22 protein-coding genes are annotated in these 20,440 nt (G+C 64.5%); all 22 read left to right on the top strand.

The window, feature by feature from the left end; translation table 11 throughout:
- Nucleotides 1-58 precede the first annotated feature (58 nt).
- The 22 genes from FHW96_RS01770 to FHW96_RS01665 all read left to right on the top strand — a co-directional run bounded on the left by FHW96_RS01770 (nucleotide 59) and on the right by FHW96_RS01665 (nucleotide 20,432).
- Nucleotides 59-1,183 (top strand): hydrogenase small subunit, encoded by a 1,125-nt coding sequence (locus FHW96_RS01770; protein ID WP_172338834.1) that lies wholly within the window; start codon nucleotides 59-61, stop codon nucleotides 1,181-1,183.
- Nucleotides 1,183-2,982 (top strand): nickel-dependent hydrogenase large subunit, encoded by a 1,800-nt coding sequence (locus tag FHW96_RS01765; protein WP_172338833.1) that lies wholly within the window; start codon nucleotides 1,183-1,185, stop codon nucleotides 2,980-2,982. Before FHW96_RS01770 ends, FHW96_RS01765 begins: the two co-directional genes overlap by 1 nt.
- Before the next feature lie 12 nt (nucleotides 2,983-2,994).
- Entirely contained in the window at nucleotides 2,995-3,561 is a 567-nt protein-coding gene (locus tag FHW96_RS01760; protein WP_172338832.1) for a HupE/UreJ family protein, read from the top strand.
- Between the two features lie 14 nt (nucleotides 3,562-3,575).
- Entirely contained in the window at nucleotides 3,576-4,313 is a 738-nt protein-coding gene (cybH, locus tag FHW96_RS01755) for a Ni/Fe-hydrogenase, b-type cytochrome subunit (protein ID WP_172338831.1), read from the top strand.
- Nucleotides 4,314-4,553: 240 nt separating this feature from the next.
- Nucleotides 4,554-5,258 (top strand): HyaD/HybD family hydrogenase maturation endopeptidase, encoded by a 705-nt coding sequence (locus tag FHW96_RS01750; RefSeq protein WP_172338830.1) that lies wholly within the window; start codon nucleotides 4,554-4,556, stop codon nucleotides 5,256-5,258.
- Nucleotides 5,258-5,569 carry a HypC/HybG/HupF family hydrogenase formation chaperone gene (locus FHW96_RS01745; protein WP_172338829.1) on the top strand — a complete coding sequence of 104 codons (312 nt, stop codon included), beginning with the start codon at nucleotides 5,258-5,260 and terminating at the stop codon, nucleotides 5,567-5,569. Before FHW96_RS01750 ends, FHW96_RS01745 begins: the two co-directional genes overlap by 1 nt.
- A complete protein-coding gene (locus tag FHW96_RS01740; RefSeq protein ID WP_172338828.1) occupies nucleotides 5,566-6,027 on the top strand; it encodes a hydrogenase-1 expression HyaE in 462 nt (153 codons plus the stop codon). Before FHW96_RS01745 ends, FHW96_RS01740 begins: the two co-directional genes overlap by 4 nt.
- Complete coding sequence (locus tag FHW96_RS01735; RefSeq protein ID WP_172338827.1) at nucleotides 6,024-6,869, top strand: hydrogenase expression/formation protein; 846 nt, start codon at nucleotides 6,024-6,026, stop codon at nucleotides 6,867-6,869. The genes FHW96_RS01740 and FHW96_RS01735 overlap by 4 nt, the downstream gene beginning before the upstream one ends.
- Nucleotides 6,866-7,087 (top strand): rubredoxin, encoded by a 222-nt coding sequence (locus FHW96_RS01730; RefSeq protein WP_172338826.1) that lies wholly within the window; start codon nucleotides 6,866-6,868, stop codon nucleotides 7,085-7,087. Before FHW96_RS01735 ends, FHW96_RS01730 begins: the two co-directional genes overlap by 4 nt.
- Nucleotides 7,084-7,566 carry a [NiFe]-hydrogenase assembly chaperone HybE gene (gene hybE / locus FHW96_RS01725; protein ID WP_172338825.1) on the top strand — a complete coding sequence of 161 codons (483 nt, stop codon included), beginning with the start codon at nucleotides 7,084-7,086 and terminating at the stop codon, nucleotides 7,564-7,566. The genes FHW96_RS01730 and hybE overlap by 4 nt, the downstream gene beginning before the upstream one ends.
- Nucleotides 7,563-8,279 carry a Ni,Fe-hydrogenase I large subunit gene (locus FHW96_RS01720; protein ID WP_172338824.1) on the top strand — a complete coding sequence of 239 codons (717 nt, stop codon included), beginning with the start codon at nucleotides 7,563-7,565 and terminating at the stop codon, nucleotides 8,277-8,279. The genes hybE and FHW96_RS01720 overlap by 4 nt, the downstream gene beginning before the upstream one ends.
- Complete coding sequence (gene hypA, locus FHW96_RS01715; RefSeq protein WP_172338823.1) at nucleotides 8,279-8,620, top strand: hydrogenase maturation nickel metallochaperone HypA; 342 nt, start codon at nucleotides 8,279-8,281, stop codon at nucleotides 8,618-8,620. Before FHW96_RS01720 ends, hypA begins: the two co-directional genes overlap by 1 nt.
- Complete coding sequence (gene hypB, locus FHW96_RS01710) at nucleotides 8,551-9,507, top strand: hydrogenase nickel incorporation protein HypB (RefSeq protein ID WP_371815606.1); 957 nt, start codon at nucleotides 8,551-8,553, stop codon at nucleotides 9,505-9,507. Before hypA ends, hypB begins: the two co-directional genes overlap by 70 nt.
- Nucleotides 9,508-9,511: 4 nt before the next feature.
- Nucleotides 9,512-9,754, top strand: a complete 243-nt coding sequence (locus FHW96_RS01705; protein ID WP_172338821.1) for a HypC/HybG/HupF family hydrogenase formation chaperone — start codon at nucleotides 9,512-9,514, stop codon at nucleotides 9,752-9,754.
- On the top strand, nucleotides 9,751-10,878 hold the full coding sequence (gene hypD, locus FHW96_RS01700; protein ID WP_172338820.1) for a hydrogenase formation protein HypD: 1,128 nt from the start codon (nucleotides 9,751-9,753) through the stop codon (nucleotides 10,876-10,878). Before FHW96_RS01705 ends, hypD begins: the two co-directional genes overlap by 4 nt.
- Entirely contained in the window at nucleotides 10,875-11,912 is a 1,038-nt protein-coding gene (gene hypE, locus FHW96_RS01695) for a hydrogenase expression/formation protein HypE (protein WP_172338819.1), read from the top strand. Before hypD ends, hypE begins: the two co-directional genes overlap by 4 nt.
- A gap of 11 nt (nucleotides 11,913-11,923) precedes the next feature.
- Nucleotides 11,924-13,414, top strand: a complete 1,491-nt coding sequence (locus FHW96_RS01690; protein WP_172338818.1) for a sigma-54 dependent transcriptional regulator — start codon at nucleotides 11,924-11,926, stop codon at nucleotides 13,412-13,414.
- Nucleotides 13,411-14,466 carry a sensor histidine kinase gene (locus FHW96_RS01685; RefSeq protein WP_172338817.1) on the top strand — a complete coding sequence of 352 codons (1,056 nt, stop codon included), beginning with the start codon at nucleotides 13,411-13,413 and terminating at the stop codon, nucleotides 14,464-14,466. Before FHW96_RS01690 ends, FHW96_RS01685 begins: the two co-directional genes overlap by 4 nt.
- Nucleotides 14,463-15,491, top strand: coding sequence for a HupU protein (locus FHW96_RS01680; RefSeq protein ID WP_172338816.1), 1,029 nt, complete (start codon nucleotides 14,463-14,465; stop codon nucleotides 15,489-15,491). The genes FHW96_RS01685 and FHW96_RS01680 overlap by 4 nt, the downstream gene beginning before the upstream one ends.
- The gene (locus FHW96_RS01675; RefSeq protein WP_172338815.1) at nucleotides 15,488-16,957 is read left to right on the top strand and encodes a nickel-dependent hydrogenase large subunit; all 1,470 of its coding nucleotides are present in this window, start codon (nucleotides 15,488-15,490) and stop codon (nucleotides 16,955-16,957) included. Before FHW96_RS01680 ends, FHW96_RS01675 begins: the two co-directional genes overlap by 4 nt.
- Nucleotides 16,957-19,200, top strand: a complete 2,244-nt coding sequence (gene hypF, locus FHW96_RS01670; RefSeq protein ID WP_172338814.1) for a carbamoyltransferase HypF — start codon at nucleotides 16,957-16,959, stop codon at nucleotides 19,198-19,200. The genes FHW96_RS01675 and hypF overlap by 1 nt, the downstream gene beginning before the upstream one ends.
- Nucleotides 19,197-20,432 carry a DUF3422 domain-containing protein gene (locus FHW96_RS01665; protein WP_172338813.1) on the top strand — a complete coding sequence of 412 codons (1,236 nt, stop codon included), beginning with the start codon at nucleotides 19,197-19,199 and terminating at the stop codon, nucleotides 20,430-20,432. Before hypF ends, FHW96_RS01665 begins: the two co-directional genes overlap by 4 nt.
- The last annotated feature ends 8 nt before the right edge of the window (nucleotides 20,433-20,440 follow it).

Here is a 20,440-nt window from a genome sequence, read left to right as displayed (position 1 = left end):
CGCTGAAATCTTAACACGCAAATCCCCGTCAAGGGGAAACGTCCGGGGAAGAACACGCATGGCCACCGAGACATTTTACGATGTGATGCGCCGTCAGGGCATCACAAGGCGCAGCTTTACCAAGTTTTGCAGCCTGACCGCCGCCGCATTGGGCCTGCCGCCCGCCGCCGCCGCCCAGATCCAGACCGCGATGGAAACCAAGCCGCGCATCCCTGTGCTGTGGCTGCATGGGCTGGAATGCACCTGTTGTTCGGAAAGCTTCATTCGTTCGGGCCATCCGCTGGCCAAGGACGTGATCCTTTCGATGATCAGCCTTGATTATGACGACACGATCATGGCCGCCGCCGGGCATCAGGCCGAGGCGATCATTCAGGAGACCATCAAGAAATATGATGGCAATTTCATCCTGGCGGTCGAGGGCAATCCGCCGCTCAATCAGGAAGGGATGAGCTGCATCATCGGCGGGCGTCCGTTCCTTGAGCAGTTGAAAGAGGCCGCCGATCACTGCAAGGCGATCATCTCTTGGGGATCTTGCGCAAGCTGGGGCTGCGTTCAGGCCGCGCGGCCCAATCCCACGCAGGCGACCCCGGTGCATAAGGTGCCCGGTCTGCCTGCAAAGCCCATCATCAAGGTGCCCGGTTGCCCGCCGATTGCCGAGGTGATGACCGCGGTGATCGCCTATATCCTGACCTTTGAACGTTTCCCGGAGCTGGACCTTCAGGGCCGCCCCAAGATGTTCTATTCGCAGCGCATTCACGACAAATGCTATCGCCGCCCGCATTTCGACGCCGGGCAATTTGTCGAGAAATTCGACGATGAGGGCGCGCGCAAGGGCTATTGCCTCTACAAGGTCGGTTGCAAAGGCCCGACTACCTATAACGCCTGTTCGACGGTGCGATGGAACGGCGGCCTGTCCTTCCCCATTCAGGCCGGCCACCCCTGCATCGGCTGTTCGGAGGATGGCTTCTGGGACAAGGGTTCGTTCTATGAACGCCTGACCGACATCAAGGGCTTTGGCATCGAGGCCAATGCCGACCAGATCGGCGGGACGGCTGCGGGCGTTGTGGGCATTGCGGCAGCCGCCCATGCCGCCGCCAGCGCGGTGAAGCGCGCGCGCCAGAAGACGGGCGAAGACACCAAAAGCCCGGAAAGCAAAAGCAACGAACTTGAGGGACAGGACTGATGGCCACGATCGCCACGCCCAATGGCTTTAACCTCGACAGCAGTGGCAAGCGCGTTGTCGTCGATCCCGTCACCCGCATCGAAGGGCATATGCGCTGCGAGGTCAATCTCGATGCCAACAATGTGATCCGCAACGCCGTTTCCACCGGCACGATGTGGCGCGGATTGGAAGTGATCCTGAAAGGCCGCGACCCGCGCGATGCATGGGCCTTTGTCCAGCGCATCTGCGGCGTCTGCACCGGCACCCATGCGTTGACCAGCGTGCGCGCGGTGGAAAACGCGCTGGGGATCGACATTCCCGAAAACGCCAATTCGATCCGCAACATCATGCAATTGTCGCTCCAGGTGCATGACCATCTGGTGCATTTCTACCATCTGCACGCGCTCGATTGGGTCAATCCGGTTAATGCGCTGAAGGCCGACCCCAAGGCCACCAGCGAGCTGCAGCAGAAGGTCTCGCCCAGCCACCCCAATTCCTCGCCCGGCTATTTCCGCGATGTGCAGACGCGCCTGCGCAAATTTGTCGAGAGCGGGCAATTGGGGCCGTTCAAGAATGGCTACTGGACCAACCCGGCCTATAAATTGCCGCCCGAAGCTGATCTGATGGCGGTGACGCATTACCTTGAGGCGCTGGATTTCCAGAAGGAAATCATGCGCGTGCGCACGATCTTTGGCGGCAAGGATATTCACCCCAACTGGCTGGTCGGGGGCGTTCCCTGCGCGATCAACATCGACGGCGATATGGCCGCGGGCGCGCCGATCAACATGGCGAGCCTCAATTACGTGGCCGACATCACCCAGCGCTGCATCGAGTTCGTCGAGAATGTCTATATTCCCGACCTGATGGCGATTGCCTCATTCTACAAGGGCTGGCTCTATGGCGGCGGCCTGTCGAACAAATCGCTGCTGGCCTATGGCGACATTCCCGACAAGGCCAATGATTACAGCCCCGCCAACCTGCTGATGCCGCGCGGGGCGATCATCAACGGCAAGCTGAATGAGGTTCACCCGGTCGATCTGGCCGACCTGACGCAGGTGCAGGAATTTGTGCCCCATTCGTGGTACAAATATGAGGATGAGAGCAAGGGCCTGCACCCGTGGGACGGCGTGACCGAACCGCATTATGAGCTGGGCAAGGGCGCCAAGGGCACCAGCACCCGCATCGAGGAAATCGACGAAAGCGCCAAATACAGCTGGATCAAGGCTCCGCGCTGGCGCGGCCATGCGATGGAGGTGGGGCCGCTGGCCCGCTATGTCATCGGCTATATGCAGGGCAACAAGGAGATCAAGGAGCAGGTCGACTGGGCGCTGAAAACGCTGGACGTGCCGATGGACGCCCTGTTCTCGACGCTGGGCCGCACCGCCGCGCGCGGGCTGGAGGCGCAGTGGGCTGCGCGCAAGCAGAAGTATTTCCTCGACAAGCTGATCGCCAATATCAAGGCGGGCGACACCGCTACCGCCAACACCGCCAAATTCGACCCCAAGACCTGGCCCTCCGAGGTCAAGGGCGTAGGCTTTACCGAGGCGCCGCGCGGGGCGCTGGGCCATTGGATCCGCATCAAGGACGGTAAGATCGACAATTACCAATGCGTCGTGCCCACCACTTGGAACGGCAGTCCTCGCGACAATCAGGGCAACATCGGCGCCTTTGAGGCCAGCCTGATGAACACCAAGGTCGAGCGTGCCGAGGAACCGGTGGAAATCCTGCGCACGCTGCACAGTTTCGATCCCTGCCTTGCCTGTTCGACCCATGTGATGGGGCCCGATGGGCAGGAAATGGCGCAGGTCAAGGTACGGTAAGGGAGAGGTTTGATGAAAGCGATTGGTAAAACTGTTCTGGCCGCCTCTGTCCTTGCGGCAACGGCCATGCCCGCGATGGCGCATCCGGGCCATGATGGATCGGTGATGGCGGGGCTGGCGCATCCCTTCTCCGGCGTGGACCATCTGGCCGCGATGGTGGCGGTAGGCCTGTGGGCGGCCACGCGGCCTGCGCGTCAGGCGATGATCGCTCCGGCGGCCTTCATGGGCGCATTGGCGGCGGGCGCCGCGGCCGGGTTGATGACGGGCGCATTGCCTATGGTCGAGCCGATGGTGGCGGGCTCGGTGCTGGTGTTGGGCGCTTTGCTGGTGCTGGCCACCCGGCTTTCCTCGGGCCTTGGGCTGGGGTTGATCGTGGCGGCTGGCGCGGTGCATGGGCTGGCCCATGGCGCGGAGGCCGGCGGCAATCTGGCGGCCTATTTCGGCGGCTTCCTGCTCTCTTCGTCGCTGCTGCATAGCGTGGGCTATCGCATCGGCCGGATGATCTTCTCACGGTCGCAAGGTCGGCTGGCGGCGGGCCTCGCGCTTGGCGCCACCGGCCTTGCGCTGCTTGCCGCATAAAGGGGGAGGGCGCCATGGCCAGCACCCCCATAGAAGAACCATTATCCAGCGAACCGCCATTAACCGTAGAACCGGCAGTCTATGTCTATGAAGCGCCGGTGCGCATCTGGCACTGGATCAATGCGCTTGCCGTCACGGTGCTTTTCGTCACCGGCTATCTGATCGGCTCGCCGCCCTTCACGCTGATGGGCGAGGCCTCCAGCCATTACTTCTTCGGCTGGGTCCGCTTTCTGCATTTCGCCTCGGGGCAGATCATGGCGGTAGGCTTTGTCCTGCGTTTTTACTGGAGCTTTGTCGGCAACCATCATGCGCGCGAGATCTTCCGCCCGCCTTTCTGGCATATCGGCTTTTGGAAAGGCGTGCTGCACGAAATGCGCTGGTATGCGATGATCGAGGAACATCCGCGCAAATATGTCGGCCATAATCCGCTGGCAATGGTTTCGATGCATGTCCTGTTCGTTTGGGTGGGCCTGTTCATGATCGTCACCGGCTTTGCCCTTTACGGCGAGGGCGAGGGACCGGGGTGGATCCACACGGTCTTTACCGGCCCGGTCCTGTGGCTCTTTGGCGGCAATTCGCAGACGGTGCATACCTGGCATCATCTGGCGATGTGGGCGATGGTGATCTTTGTGATCGTCCATATCTATGCCGCCGTGCGTGAGGATATCATGTCGCGCCAGTCGATCATTTCCTCGATGATTTCGGGCTGGCGCAATTTCCGCGATGCCAAACCGATTGACCGCGACACCTGATCGGTTTTGCCACGTGTGAAGGAGAGGGGAGTGGGAAACCGCTCCCCTTTTTTGCATGGAAATCTAGTGTCCATGTTGCCTTTCCATAGTGGAAAGATAGTTTGCATTTAACTCTTCAGGCCCGGCCTCACCCCTAACCCATATGGCCCGTATCTTCACGCTTTGGCAGGAACTGGCACAGCGCTTGCTATCCATCTTTCCATAGCGAAGCCATTTGCAAGAGATGGTGGGGAGCAATCAATGAACGGGCAAAAGCTCAACACGCTCATTCTGGGCATTGGCAATCTGTTGTGGGCCGACGAAGGCTTTGGCGTGCGCGCGGTCGAGCATCTCCATCGCCACTGGTCCTTTCCCGACCAGGTGCGGCTTATGGATGGCGGAACGCAGGGCATCTATCTGGTGCAGGACATCCGCGAGGCTGACCTCTTGGTGGTGTTCGATGCGGTGGATTACGGCTTGCCCCCCGCCACGATGAAAGTGGTTGAGGGCGAGGAAGTGCCAAGCTTCCTTGGCGCGAAAAAGATCTCGCTCCACCAGACCGGCTTTCAGGAAGTGCTGGCCATGGCCGAGATGATGGGCGAGCCGCCATCCGAAATCCTGCTGGTGGGGGTTCAGCCCGAAGAACTGGAGGATTTCGGCGGCTCTCTGCGCGAAAGCGTCAAGGCGCAGATGGAACCGGCGATTGCTGTGGCGCTCCAATGGCTGGCCGCGCGCGGGGTGCATGCCACGCGCCGCGCCACGCCGCTCTCGCCCGAGCAGGGGATCGGCAGCCTTGAGATGCTGATGGAGCATTATGAGGCCGCCCGCCCCGATGCCGATGACGCCCCCCGCCATGGCGACGCGCGCGTGCTGGCCGATGGCTGGGCCGGGCCTGCCGGGCCGGAGGATCATGAGGCCGAAATCCAGTCGATCCTTGGCGGACCCAATCTGAAAGTTGCGCTGTAATGTGCGTCGGCCTTCCGATGCGTGTGGTGGAAAATGGCGCGGGTTTTGCGCTGTGCCATCACGACGGGGCGCTCCATTCCATCGACACCGCGCTGGTGGGCGAATGCGCGCCGGGCGAATGGCTGATGACCTTCCTTGGCGCCGCGCGCGAAAAGATGGATGAGGAAACCGCGCTGCAAACGCTGGCCGCCACCGATGCGCTGGCGGCCCTGATGCGCGGCGAGCCTGTCGATCTGGACGCCGCCTTTGCCGATCTGATTGCGCGCGAACCGCAATTGCCAGACCACCTTATGCCGGAGTACCGCCCTTGAGCGACCTTTCCCCCGAACTCGACCGCTCGGCCCATTCGCCGCTGCTTGCCTCGATCATCGCGCGCCATCATTACGCCGTGGTGGGTGAGGAGGATTTCGAGGCCATCGCCGCGTCCCATCCGCTCTCCATGCTGCTGGTGGCGGGGGATTGGTGGCGTCTGGCCGAATGCGATGATCTGGCCGTGGTGGTGCCCGAACTGGACAAGGCGCTGGGCGGGCATGTCGGCGTTTTGGTGGCCGCGCGCGATGCCGAGCGCGCGATGCAGCGCCGGTTTCGCTTCGCCTCCTTTCCGGCGCTGATCTTCCTGCGCGAAGGGCAATATCTGGGCGCGATGGAGGGCATCCGCGACTGGTCCGAATATATGAATGAATTGCCCGACATGCTGGGCCGCGAACCGTCCGATCCGCCATCCTTTCGTATGCCTTCGGGCTGCGCTACGCCCAATGGAGACGCATGATGAACCCGGACATCGAAACTCTGCTCAGCGCTCTTGTCGGCCCCGGCAGCCAGCCCGACGGCCCGGACGATGCGAAGCTCGATTACATGATCATGCCCGAGGAGATGCGGGTGTTCTCGATGGCCAGCATTCCCGCCGATGCAGCCGACCATGGCGCGGGCGTGGCGGCGGGCGAGGCGATCCTGGCTGCCCTGAACCGCGTGGCGGCGGGCGGGCCGGAGGAAAGCGTCGATCTGGCCCATCTGGCCCCGGCCGATCTTGCCTTTGTCGATCAATTGCTGGGCGAGGGTGAGGTTTCGGTCGTGCTGGGCGAAAGCCATCAGGCGCAGGAATCGGTGCTGGCGGGCGTGTGGCGCGTGCGGCAAACGGGCGAACGGCGCGGTGACCGGGTAGACATAGGCGCCTTTCCGGCAGGCTTTATCGCCGCCGCCTTTGGCCGGGCGCAGGGCGAGGTGACCATCCCGGAAAAGAGTTTCGACGGCCTGTTCAACGCCCCCGCGCTGATCGCCGAGATCAACGCCCATATCCCCGGCACTGCCACGCGGGCCGAGCCGCATGTCATCAACCTCTCGCTGCTGCCCCATACCGAGGGCGACCTGCTGTTTCTTGAAGAAGCGCTGGGCAAGGGCGATCTCATCATCCTCTCGCGCGGCTATGGCAATTGCCGGATCCGCAGCACGGGGACGCGGCATAATTGGTGGGTGCGCTATTTCAATTCGCAGGACACGCTGATCCTCAACACGATCGAGATCAGCCCTCTGCCCGCCGTGGCGCAGGCCGCGCCCGAGGATATTGCCGACAGCGCCGAGCGGTTGGCCGAGATCATGGACACCTATCGGTGAGCGATCCGCATTTCTTCGAAGGCTCCTTTGGCGGGGATGTGGGCAAGATCGGGCCGCAGACAAAGCTGGAATGCAAGATCTGCTGGCACATCTATGACCCCGCCGATGGCTGCACCTATTGGCAGGTGGCCCCCGGCACGCCCTTTGCCGATCTGCCCGACCATTGGACATGCCCGCAATGCGATGCGCCCAAGGCGGGCTTTATGGTGGTGGAATGAGCGAGAGCCAGTCACGGCCAAAGACGTGGGCGGCGCGGGTCGAGGCGGTGTTTGCCGATATTGCGCAGACGCGCATGGCGGGTGTGCCGGTGATGAACACTGCGCTGGGCGTGGCGATGCGCGGGGCGTGCGAGCGTGATGGCTGGCGCATGGGCGTGCTGATCACGCCTTGGTTTATGAATGTGCTGGCTTTCGGCCCGGATGATGAGGCCCCCGCCCGCGTGGGGGAAAAGCGCCACATAGCTCTGCCGTCGGGCGCCTATGAGGCGATCCGGGGGTATGAGGAGGCTTTGGGCTTCTATTGGGCAATCTCGTTGTTTTCGCCCATGTTTGAATTTGAAACCATGGAGGCGGCCACCGCCACGGGAGATGCCGCCATGGCCGAAATCATGACCGAGCCTCAGGCGCCGGAGCCGGAGCTCAGACCCGCGCTCAGCCGCCGCGCCCTGTTCCGGCTGCCTTGTGAGGATGCGGCGTGACCGGCCCGGCCATCCGCATCGCCATGACGCCCGCCGGGGGCCGGATCGCCCGTTGCGCGATCCCCAATGCGCAGGACCTGCTGATCGGCCTGCCCGCCATCAAGGTGGGGCAGGCCCTGCGGCGCCTGCACGGGATTTGCCGCGAAGCACAAGGGCTGGCGGGCGAAATGGTCGTGGCGGCGGCGATGGGGGAAGCAATTGCACCGGATTATCTCAGCCAGCGCATCGCCCGCGTCCATACCGAGGCGCGGCGCGAGACGGGCCTGCGCCTGTGCCTCGACTGGCCCGCGCTGATTGGCGAGGCGCCTCAGACCGGGCTGGCACGCGAGATTATCGCGGGCGACTGGCGCGGTGTGGAGGCATCTGGATTGGCTGCAAGAGTGCTGGCCCATGCGCCCGAGGCGTTGCGCCCGATCTTTGCCGCGCGTTTGAACGGCGCGCCGGTCGCGCCCGACATGCATTCCCCTGAACCCGACATGGGCGTGGCCGGGCTGACCTGTGCAAGGGGGCGGCTGATTCATCGCGTGTGGCTTCACAAGGGGCGGGTGCGGGCATACACCATCGATGCGCCCACCGCGCGCCGGTTCGGCCCGGATGGCGATGCGGTCGCGCTTTTGGCGCAATGCCATCGGGCCGAGGATGCGGCATGGGCGATGCAGGCCATCGACCCCTGTGTGGATTGGGCGATGGATGCGGCGATGGAGACGGCCTGATGCATGAAATGGCGATTTGCGAATCCATCCGCCAGATTTTGGAAGAACAGGCCCGGTCCGCCGGTTTCGCCCGCGTCGAACGGGTTAAACTGGCCATCGGCGCGCTTTCGGGCGTCGAACCGGAGGCGCTGCGCTTCGGTTTCGATGTGGTGATGCGCGGAAGCGTGGCCGAGGGCGCGCGGCTGGAAATCGAGGATGTGGCGGCCCGCGCGTGGTGTATGCCTTGCGCGGCCAATGTGGCGATTGCCGCGCGCTATGATGCCTGCCCGCAATGCGGGTCCTATCAATTGCAGGTGACGGGTGGCGAAGACATGACCATCCGCGAATTGGAGGTTTTGTAATGTGCACGGTTTGCGGATGCAGCGACGGCGGGGCCAAGCTGGAAGGCGGGCATCATCATCACGGGCACGACCATGAGCATGACCATGATCATCATCATCATCATCATCACCATCACCACGATCATGAGCATGACCACCACCATCATGGTGAGGATCTGCACTATGGCCACGGCCCGGCGGGCGTTTCCGTTCCGGGCATGAGTCAGACCCGTCTGATCCAGTTGGAGGCCGACATTATGGGCAAGAACGCCCGCTATGCCGCCGCCAACCGGGATCGCTTTACGGCGGCGGGCATTCTGGCGCTCAATCTGGTGTCTTCGCCCGGATCGGGCAAGACCACCTTGCTGTGCCGCACGCTCAGCGAGATCGCGGGCGAATTTCCCGTGGCCGTGATCGAGGGCGATCAGCAGACCAGCGCCGACGCCGACCGCATCCGCGCCACCGGCGCTCCCGCGATCCAGATCAACACCGGCAAGGGATGCCATCTCGACGGCCATATGGTGGGCCATGCGGTGGATCACCTTTCGCCCGCGCAGGGCAGCGTGCTGTTCATCGAGAATGTCGGCAATCTGGTGTGTCCCGCCGCCTTTGATCTGGGCGAGGGCGCGCGGGTGGCGATCCTGTCGGTGACCGAGGGCGAGGACAAGCCGCTCAAATATCCCGATATGTTCGCCAGCGCCGATCTGGTGCTGGTCAACAAGGTCGATCTTTTGCCGCATCTGGATTTCGACATTGACCTTGCGATGGCCAACGCCCGCCGCGTCAATCCGCGCGTCCGCCTGATCCGCGTTTCCGCACGCAGCGGCGAGGGGATGGGGCAGTGGCTCGACTGGCTGCGGGCCGCGCGGGCGATGGCTCTGGCCTCGCGCCCTGTGGTGGAGGGCTGATCGCATGTGCCTTGCGATCCCCGCGCAGGTGGTGGAAATCCTGCCCGATGGCATGGCCACGGTCAGCGCCGGAGGTGTGACGCGCATCGTTTCGGTCGCGCTGGTCGATGATGCGGCGCTGGGCGATTATGTGCTGCTCCATGTTGGCTATGCGCTGCACAAGATCAGCCCGGAGGAAGCCGAGGCCACGCTGAAAATGATGGCCGAGGCCGGACTGGTCGAGGAAGAATGGGGGGCGGGCGCATGAAATATGTCTCCGAATTTCGCGATCCGGCGCTGGCGCAAAGCCTTGCCACGGCGATTGCGCGCGAGGTCGATCCGGCGCGCTCCTATGCTTTCATGGAGTTCTGCGGCGGGCATACCCATGCGATCTTCCGCTATGGGGTGCAGGATCTCGTGCCTTCCAATGTGCGCTTTGTGCATGGGCCGGGGTGCCCCGTCTGCGTGCTGCCGATGCGGCGCCTGGACGATGCGCTCGAACTGGCCGAGCGGCATGGCGTCATTCTGGCCACTTATGGCGACATGATGCGCGTGCCGGGCAGCGGGCGGCGATCGATGCTGACGGCGCGGGGCGCGGGGGCCGATATTCGCATGGTCTATTCGCCGCTCGATGCGCTGGCGCTGGCGCGGGACAATCCGGATCGGCAGGTGGTGTTTATGGGGATTGGTTTTGAAACCACCACGCCCGCCACCGGCATGGCCATCCTGACTGCGCGGGCGCAGGGGCTGACCAATTTCAGCGTGTTCTGCAACCATGTGCTGACCCCGCCCGCGATGGAGCATGTGCTGGCCGCGCCGGGTATCGCGCTGGATGGTTTCCTTGGGCCGAGCCATGTTTCGACGGTGATTGGCGCTGCGGCCTATCGCCCCTTGGTGGCGCATTATGGGCGGCCGCTGGTGATCGCCGGGTTTGAGCCGCTCGATGTGCTGCAATCGGTGCTGATGCTGATCCGTCAGGTGAATGAGGGGCGGTGTGAGGTCGAGAACCAATATTCGCGCGTTGTGACGGATGCGGGCAACACCAAGGCGCAAGGGGTGATCGAGAAGGTCTTTGCCCTGCGCGATACGTTCGAGTGGCGCGGTTTGGGCAGCGTGCCCGACAGTGCCCGCGCGATCCGGCCCGAATTGGCCGATTTCGACGCCGAGGCGCGTTTCGCCATCAGCGAGAAGCAGAGCCGTGAGGTAAAAAGCTGCGAATGCCCCGCCATCCTGCGCGGCGTAAAAAGCCCCAAGGATTGCAAATTGTTCGGCAAGGCCTGCACGCCCGAAACGCCGATGGGGGCCTGTATGGTTTCCTCCGAAGGCTCCTGCGCGGCCTATTACACCTATCGCCGCGCCGAAACGATGGCGGAAATGGAGGCTGCGCAATGAGCGGCATCCTGCGCCCCGGAGCCGCCGTCGAAATGGCCCATGGCGGGGGCGGCATGGCCACCACGCGACTGATCCGCGAGATCTTCGCCCGCCATTTCGCCAATCCCATCCTCGATCAGGGCCATGACGCGGCCCGGCTAAACCTGCCCCATGGCCGCATTGTGATGAGCACGGATGCCCATGTCATCAGCCCGCTGGAATTTCCCGGCGGGGATATCGGCTCGCTGGCCGTGCATGGTACGATCAATGATGTGGCCATGGGCGGCGCGGTGCCGGTGGCGCTGTCGGCTGCTTTCATCATCGAGGAGGGGCTGCCGCTTGAAACGCTGGACCGTATTGCCGCCAGCATGGGCGCGGCGGCGCGCAAGGCGGGCGTGCCCATCGTCACAGGCGACACCAAGGTGGTTGAGCGCGGGGCCGCCGACGGTCTGTTCATCACCACAACCGGCATCGGCATCATCCCCGAAGGCGTCGAAATCGCGCCCGAACGCATCGCGCCGGGCATGGCGATCCTGCTGTCGGGCACGCTGGGCGACCATGGCGTGGCGATTTTGAGCCGGCGGCAGGGGTTGGCCTTTGGCACGACGATTGAGAGCGACAGTGCGGCGCTGCATCGGATGGTGGGCGATATGCTGGCGGCGGCGCCCTCCATCGCCTGCCTGCGCGACCCCACGCGGGGCGGGCTTTCGGCCACGCTCAACGAACTGGCCGAGGCGGCGGGGGTAAGCATGGTTCTGAAAGAGGCAGCGATCCCGGTTCGGCCCGAAGTGGCGGGGGCCTGCGAATTGCTGGGGCTGGACCCGATCCACATCGCCAATGAGGGCAAGCTGATCTGTATCTGTCCGCAGGATCAGGCCGAGGCGGTTTTGTCCGTTATGCGCGCCCATCCCGAAGGGCGCGATGCGGCGCAAATCGGCACGGTGGGCGCTCATGCTGCGCCCGGCACGCCCGGATTGCTGCGGATGGAAACGCTGATTGGCGGGATGCGCGTGGTGGACTGGTTGGCGGGTGAGCAATTGCCCAGAATTTGCTAGAGAGCTGGTTTATGACGCAATCGGCCCTGCCCACCATCCTGATCGTCGATGACGAGATCCGCAGCCTTGAATCCCTGCGCCGCATTCTGGAGGATGAGTTCGAGATCCTGACGGCCTCCTCGACGCGTGAGGCCGAGGAGATGTTGGGCCGGCATTGGGTGCAGGTGATCCTGTGCGACCAGCGGATGCCGGAGCGCAGCGGGGTTGAATTCCTGACGTTGGTGAAGGAGCGCTGGCCCGATGTGATCCGCATGATTATTTCCGGCTATGCCGATGCGCATGACATTATCGACGGCATCAATCAGGCGGGCATCTTCCAATATGTCACCAAGCCATGGCACCCCGATCACCTGCTCTTGACGCTGCATTCGGCCTGCCGCCTGTTTCAGCTTCAGCGCGAGAATGAACTGCTGGCGGTGGAGCTGCGCATGGCCCCCAAGGCCGCCGCCGCCGTGGTGGATAAGCGCAAGGCGCAGGTGCGCCGCGCCTATGATTTCAACGATGGCATCGTGCGCAGCCATGGCAGCCCGATGGATGATGTCTGCGGCGCCCTGGCGCAGGTGGCGCCTTTTGATGTGCCGGTGCTGCTGATCGGATCGTCGGGCACGGGCAAGGAACTGGCGGCGCGGGCCTTGCACTATGGCTCGCTGCGCTGGAACAAGGCTTTCGTGGTGGAGAATTGCGGCGCCTTGCCCGATGAATTGCTGGAAAGCGAATTGTTCGGCCATAAAAAGGGCGCCTTCACCGGTGCCATCGACGACCACACCGGCCTGTTCGAGCGCGCCGATGGTGGCACGGTGTTTCTTGATGAGATCGGCGAGGTCAGCTCCGCCTTTCAGGTCAAATTGCTGCGCGTGCTTCAGGAGGGCGAGATCCGCCCGCTCGGCCATGGCCGCACGCGCAAGGTCGATGTGCGTATCATCGCCGCGACTAACCGCGATCTGGAGGAAGAAGTGCGCGAGGGCCGGTTCCGCGCCGATCTGTTCTATCGGCTGGCGGGCATGATCGTGCGCCTGCCCGATCTGAAGGACCGCCCCGGCGATCTGCCGGTGCTGGTGCAGACCTTGCTTGACCGCGCGATGGGCAGCATGGGCAAGCGCGTGCAGGGCGTTTCGGACGAGGCGATGGCGCGCCTGTCGGCCTATGGCTGGCCGGGCAATGTGCGCGAGTTGCAGAACGAGATCCAGCGCATGCTGGTGCGCGGGGTGGAGGGGCGCTGGCTGGGGGTGGACGTGCTGTCGCCTCATATTGCCGCGCCCGCCGCGCGCGCGGCCACGGCGCAGGCTGAAACCGTGCCCGATCTGGGCGACCTGACCGGCGATCTGAAAGAACGGGTCGGCGCGATGGAGGCGCGGATCATCCGCGAAACGCTGATCCGCCACCGCTGGAACAAATCGCAGGCGGCGCGCGAATTGGGCCTCTCGCGCGTGGGCCTGCGGGCGAAATTGGAACGCTATGGGCTGGAAAATGTCCACCCGTTGCGTGGGGTGGCGGGGCGATGATGGCGGCGGGCGGTTTTGACAGGTTTGATGGGCGGTTCGATCCGTCCCATGTCGATTGCCCTCATGACCCCATGCCGGAATTTTCCGCGCTCGCGGATCTGGGCATGAATGGCGAGGATATGTGGATCGATGTCATCCGCAAGATGGATGATGTCTATGCCGACCTTGTCGCCAGCCAGACCGCGCTGGAGGAGCGCAATATCGCGCTCGAACGCACGCTGGCCGAACTGGACACGGCGCATCGCAAATTGCGCCAGACCCAGCAGCAATTGCTGACCAGCGAGAAGATGGCCGCGCTTGGCCGTCTGGTGGCGGGCGTGGCGCATGAGCTGAACAATCCGATCAGCTTTGTTTTTGGCAATATGTATGCCCTCAAACGCTATGGAGGGGCGATTACGCAATATCTGGCCGCGATTGATGCCGGGCGGGGCGGGGCAGACCTTGCCGCCTTGCGTGAGAAGCTCAAGATCGACCGCGTGCTCTCCGACATCGGTCCGCTGGTCGATGGCACGCTGGAGGGGGCCGAACGGGTGCGCGACATTGTGCAGGATCTGCGCCGCTTCTCCGCCAGCCAGCGCGAGCCGCTGGAGAGTTTCAACCTTGTCCGGCTGGTGCATACGGCGGCGGATTGGGTCTTGAAGGCGCTGCGCGATCCGCCCGAATTGGATTGCGCCCTGCCCGAAAGGCTGGAGATCTCCAGCCGCAAAGGACAGTTGCACCAGATCCTCGTCAATCTGGTGCAAAATGCCGCTGATGCGCTGAGGGACCGCGATGGCGGGGCGATCCGTATTTCCGCCGCGCAGGATGGCGATACGATTGCCCTGTCCGTGGCCGACAATGGGCCGGGCGTGGCGCGCGATCATCAGGACAAGATCTTCGAACCCTTCTTCACCACTAAGCCCATTGGCGCGGGCACAGGGCTGGGCCTCTATGTCTCTTATACGATGGCGGGCAAATTGGGCGGATCGCTGGACTATGCCGATGCGCCCGGCGGCGGGGCGGTGTTCACACTGCGCCTGCCCCTGTCCGGGCCGGAAGGAGGCGAGGAATGACCTATCCCTCCGGCACCGCGCAACGCCCGCTGCGCCTGATCTGGCTGCAGTCGGGGGGCTGCGGGGGCTGCACGCTCTCCTTGCTGGGCCAGCAGGAGCCGGACCTGATCTCGGCCCTGCGCGCCGCCCATGTCGAGGTCTTGTGGCACCCCTCGCTCTCCGAGGCGACCGGGGCGGAGGCGCGCGCGATATTGGATTCCGCCGCGGACGGGACACAGCCGGTCGATATTCTCTGCCTCGAAGGATCGGTCATCCACGGCCCGAACGGCACCGGCGGCTTTCACCTGATGGCGGGCACCGGGCGGCCGATGCGCGACATGATCGGCGCGATTGCCGCCCATGCGACCCATATTATAGCGGTTGGCTCCTGCGCGGCGTTTGGCGGGATCACGGCGGGCGGCGGCAATGCGGTGGAGGCGGGCGGCCTTGCCTATAACGGCACGCGGGCGGGCGGGTTGCTGGGCGCGGGGTTTCGCGCAAGGGGCGGATTGCCGGTCATCAATATCGCCGGTTGCCCGATCCATCCGGGCTGGTTTGTCGATACGATCCTGCAACTGGCGGACGGCACCTTGTCCGCCGCCGATCTTGACGAATGGGAGCGCCCCTTGGCCTATACCGCCAGCCTTGTTCACCACGGCTGCGCCCGTAATGAATATTATGAATTCAAGGCCAGCGCCGAGGAACTGGGCGATCTTGGCTGCATGATGGAAAACCTTGGTTGCAAGGGCACGCAGGCGCGCGCCGATTGCAACACGCGGGCGTGGAACGGGTCGGGATCGTGCCTTTCGGGGGGCTACCCTTGCATCAACTGCACCGCGCCGGGGTTTGAAGATCCGGGCCACAGTTTCTCCACCACACCCAAGATCAGCGGCATCCCCATCGGCCTGCCCACCGATATGCCCAAGGCGTGGTTCGTAGCGCTGGCCAGCCTGTCCAAGGCCGCCACGCCGCGCCGGTTAAAAGAGAATGCCGCAAGGCCCACCCCCGCCATCCTGCCGCGCGACCGGCGCAAGGAGGGCGCATGACCGACAAACCATCGCGCCTGATCCTTGGCCCGTTCAACCGGGTGGAGGGCGATCTTGAGGTGCGGCTCGATTTGGCGGGCGATCATGTCGAGGACGCGCGCGTCACCTCGCCGCTCTATCGCGGGTTTGAGGCGATGCTGGTGGGGCGCCCTGCCGCCGATGCGCTTACCTATGCCCCGCGCATCTGCGGCATCTGTTCGGTCTCGCAAAGCGTGGCGGCGGCTCGCGCGCTGGCCGGGGTGCGCCCCGCCGGGCTGGAGCGGCGCTTGCCCCCTGCCAATGGCCAACATGCGATCAATCTGGTCCATGCGGTGGAAAATATCGCGGATCATATCACCCATTTCTATCTGTTCTTCATGCCCGATTTCGCCCGCGCCGCCTATGCGGGCGAGCCATGGCATCAGGCAGCGGCGGACCGTTTCACCGCCCTGAAGGGCAGCGCGGCAACCCAGATGCTGCCTGCGCGGGCCGGGTTGATGAACATGATGGGCGTGCTGGCGGGCAAATGGCCCCATACGCTCTCCATCCAGCCGGGCGGATCGACGCGGGCCATCACGCGGGCCGAACAGGCCCGGCTGCGGCTGATGCTGGCGGGCTTTCGCAGCTTTTGCGAAAATGTCCTGTTCGACGCGCCGCTGGAGGCGGTGGCCGCGATTTCCAGCCGCGATGCGCTTTATGCCTTTGCGCAGGGGAATGGGGGCGATTTTGCTCATTTCCTGAAGATTGCGCAAAGGCTTGATCTCGCCCGCGCTGGGGTGACGCGCCTGCGCCATATCGCCTTTGGCGCCTATGCCGGCGGGGACGGACCGCTGTTTCCGCGCGGGATGTTCGATGCCGGGATCGGGGCTGCGGGGCCATTGCCTATCGGCGCGATCACCGAGGATGTTTCACACGCCTGGTATGCCGGGCATGGCGGCGCGCCGCGCCATGCCGCCCCTGTGCCCGACATGAGCAACCCGGATGCCTATAGCTGGTGCAAGGCCCCGCGCCTTGGCGGAAATGTCGCCGAGGTGGGCGCGCTCTCGCGGCAATTGGTGGCGGGCCATCCGCTGCTGCGCGATTATGTCGCGCGCGATGGTGCCAGCGTTGAGGCCCGCGTGGTGGCGCGCATCATCGAGGTCGCGCTGGTGGTGATGGCCATGGAGCATTGGATCGCCGTCATCGACCCGGCCTCGCCCTTTCAGGACACGCGCCCGCGTCTGGACACGGGCGATGCCATGGGCCTGACCGAGGCGGCGCGGGGCAGTCTGGGCCACTGGCTGCGGCTGGATGGCGGGCGGATCAGCCATTATCAGATCATTGCGCCGACAACGTGGAACTTCTCGCCCAGAGACAGCAACGGCATCCCCGGTCCGCTGGAGCAGGCGCTTGTCGGCGCACCCATCCGCCCCGGCGAGACCGAGCCGGTTTCGGTCCAGCATATCGTGCGCAGCTTCGATCCCTGCATGGTCTGCACGGTGCATTGATGTCGGCCAAAGGGCGCAGCATCCGTGTGCGCGGGACGGTGCAGGGTGTGGGCTTTCGCCCCTTCGTCTGGCGTCTGGCGCGCGAATTGGGCCTGACGGGCGAGGTGTCGAACGATGGCCAGGGCGTGCGCATCGCGGCATGGGGCGATGAGGCGGAGCTTGACGAACTGGCCCGGCGCATCCGGGATGAAGCTCCCCCCTTGGCCCGCGTGGCCGGGGTCGAAGTCTGCGATGGGCCCAATGGGCAAGGCTGGGGCGCATTCAAAATTGTCGAGAGCGGGCAGGGCGCCACCACCACCGCCATCCCGCCCGATGCGGCCACCTGCCCGGCCTGCCTGGCCGAAATCCGCGATCCGGGTGAGCGGCGGCATAAGTATGCTTTCACTAATTGCACCCATTGCGGCCCGCGCCTGACCATCGCTCGCGCCATTCCGTGGGACCGGGCGCAGACCAGCATGGGTGATTTCCCGATGTGCGCGGATTGCGCAGAGCAATATGGCGACCCGGCGGACCGGCGCTTTCATGCCCAGCCGATCGCCTGCGCCGCTTGCGGGCCGCGCTTGTGGATCGAGGGGGCCGAAGGAGAGCCCATCGCCGCCGCCGTGAAATTGCTGCGCGGCGGGGCGATTGTGGCGGTTAAAGGGCTGGGCGGGTTTCATCTGGCCTGCGATGCGATGAATGCGCAGGCGGTGGCGGAATTGCGCTGCCGCAAGGCGCGTGATGCCAAGCCCTTTGCGGTGATGACGACGCGGCCGGCGGATCTGTGCGAGGTCAGCGCCGCGGCGCGCACGCTGCTGGAAAGCGCGGCGGCGCCGATTGTGCTGTTGCCGCGCCGGGCGGCGGCGCCTGAGGCGCTGGCGCCCGATCAGGATCATCTGGGGGTGATGCTGCCTGCAACGCCGCTGCACCATCTGCTGCTGGTGGAATTTGGCGGGCCTTTGGTGATGACCTCAGGCAACCGCAGCGGCGAGCCGCAGGTTATCGACAATGCGCAGGCGCGTGAGGTTTTGTCGGGGATTGCCGATGCTTTTGTGATGCATGACCGCGCCATCGAAAACCGGTTGGATGACAGTGTGCTGGCGATGGATGAGGCGGGGGCGTCGATCCCCATCCGCCGCGCGCGCGGGTTTGCGCCCGCGCCCATCGCACTGCCCTTCGATGGCTTGCCGCCGGTGCTGGCCTGCGGGGGCGAGTTGAAGGCGACCTTCACTCTGATCCGTGGCGGCGAGGCGATGGTCGGCCCGCATATTGGTGATCTGGAGCAGGCGGCGGCGCTGGGGGATTACCGGGCGATGCTCGATCTCTATCGCCGCCTGTTCGATTTCACACCTGCGATCGTCGCGGTCGATGCCCATGGGGGCTATCTTTCCACCCAGATGGGCGAGCGGATTGCGCAGGAAACCGGTGCGTGTCTGGTCCGCGTGGCGCATCATCATGCCCATATGGCCTCATGCCTTGCCGATAATGGCATGGGCGATGGCGAGTATATTGGCCTGTTGCTCGATGGCTTGGGGCTGGGTCCGGACGGAGCGCTGTGGGGCGGGGAAGTGCTGCGCGGGGGCTATCGCGGGGTGGAGCGTGTGGGCGGTTTCGTGCCGGTGCCCCTGGTCGGCGGGGTCGCTGCGATGAAGGAGCCATGGCGTAATCTGCTCGCCCATTTGCGCGCGGCTTTCGGGGCGGATTGGCGAGCGGTGACGGGGCCGGTCATGCCGTATCTGCCCGATGAGCCCCGGTTGCGCTTGGCCGAAAGCATGATCGACAGCGGCACGAATTGTCCGCCATGCTCATCGGCAGGGCGGTTGTTCGATGCGGTGGCGGCGGCCTTGGGGATCTACCCTGCGCGGATCAGCCACGAGGGGCAGGCGGCCATGGCGCTGGAGGCTTTGGCCCGGCCCTATGATGAGGCGGCGTGGGATATTGCGCCCGATCTGGCATGGGGCGGATTGTGGCGGGCGCTGCTGGGTGATTTGAACGCAGGCGTGGCGCCGGGGCGGATTGCGGCGCGGTTTCATGCCACACTGGCAAGGGTGCTGGCGCATCAGGCGGCGGCTGCGGGGGCGCCGGGCGGGTATGTCATCCTGTCGGGTGGGGTGATGCAGAACCGTGTGCTGCTGGCCGGTTTGCGCCGGGAAATCCGCGCGCGGGGCATGGTGCCGGTGGCCCACAAACAGGTGCCGGCCAATGATGGCGGCTTGTCGCTGGGGCAGGGGATAATCGCCGCATTAAGGGAGAGGGGTGAATGAGGCTCGACGAACATCCGCTGCGGCGGCAGGTGGTGGGCGAGATGCATCTGCGGCGCTGGCCCGCGATCCATGCGCCGACGCAGATCCTTCAGGTGCTGCGCCTTGTCTCGCCCGAGGAGCGGGCGGGGCAAAGGGCGATGCTGGAAAACTGGCTGGGCCAATCGGACAATCCGCGTCATGCCGAGGGCGAACTTGGCCCCGGCATTTCCTTTGTCTGGGAACAGCATAGCGAGGCCTGCGGTATTACCCTGTTCATGCACGAACCCCATGCCGATCCTGCCGATGCGCTGGCATGGATCGAGCGTTTTCCCGGCCAGACCATACGTGCCACCCGCATCCATGTCGTTGAAAATCAGGCGCAGGCGCGCGACCTTTTGCCACAGATGGGCTTTGTCGGCTCCGATCTCGTTTCCTGTATGATCGGGGCTTCGGGTGTGAGGCTGTGGTCGGATTTCCGCATCGGGGTCGAGGGGCTGGGCATTGCGCTGGTTTCGGCCAATGGCGCGGCGCCTGCCGATCTGGCGCGATTGCTGCAAAGGTTTCAGGAGCTTGGCAATTACCGCAATCTGGCGCTGATGGGCCTGCCGATGGCGCAGGCCTATTGGCCAAGGCTGGACGCGGCCGAGGCAACCTTGCGCGAATTGGCCGCCGATGTGGCCAACCCCGATACGACCGACGATGCTTTGCTCGAACGGGTTTCGGTTCTCAGCCTCGATCTGATGTCGCTGTCGACCGAGACGCATTACCGGATGAGCGCGACCTCTGCCTATGCGCAACTGGTCGAGGAGCGGCTTGCCGCGCTGGCCCCGCGCCCGATCCCCGGCCACCCCAGTCTTGAGGATTTCACCCAGCGCCGCCTCTTGCCCGCGATCCGCACCGCGCAGGCCTATTCGCGGCGGCTGGAGGATCTGACCGGGCGTGCGGCGCATTTCACCTCGCTGCTGCGCACCCGCGTGGAAACGCGGATCGAGAATCAGAACGGGCGATTGCTGCGTTCGATGGAGCGGTCATCCAGCCTGCAATTGCGGCTGCAACAACTGGTCGAGGGCCTGTCGGTCGTCGCACTCAGCTATTATGGCATCAGCCTGATCGGCTATATGCTGAAAGCCGCCGAGCATCGTTTCGAGCATTTCCCGGCGGCCGAGATCATGGGCGTGATGGTGCCCATGGTGGTGGTGGGCATGTGGATGGGGTTGCACCGGATGAAGGCGCGGGTTCTGGGCGAACATTGATCGCCCAG

The organism is Novosphingobium sp. SG751A (genome assembly GCF_013149295.1).
In the GTDB taxonomy this organism is placed as follows: domain Bacteria; phylum Pseudomonadota; class Alphaproteobacteria; order Sphingomonadales; family Sphingomonadaceae; genus Novosphingobium.
Note: the sequence above shows the minus strand (reverse complement) of the source record. Positions and strands in the feature narration are given on the sequence as shown.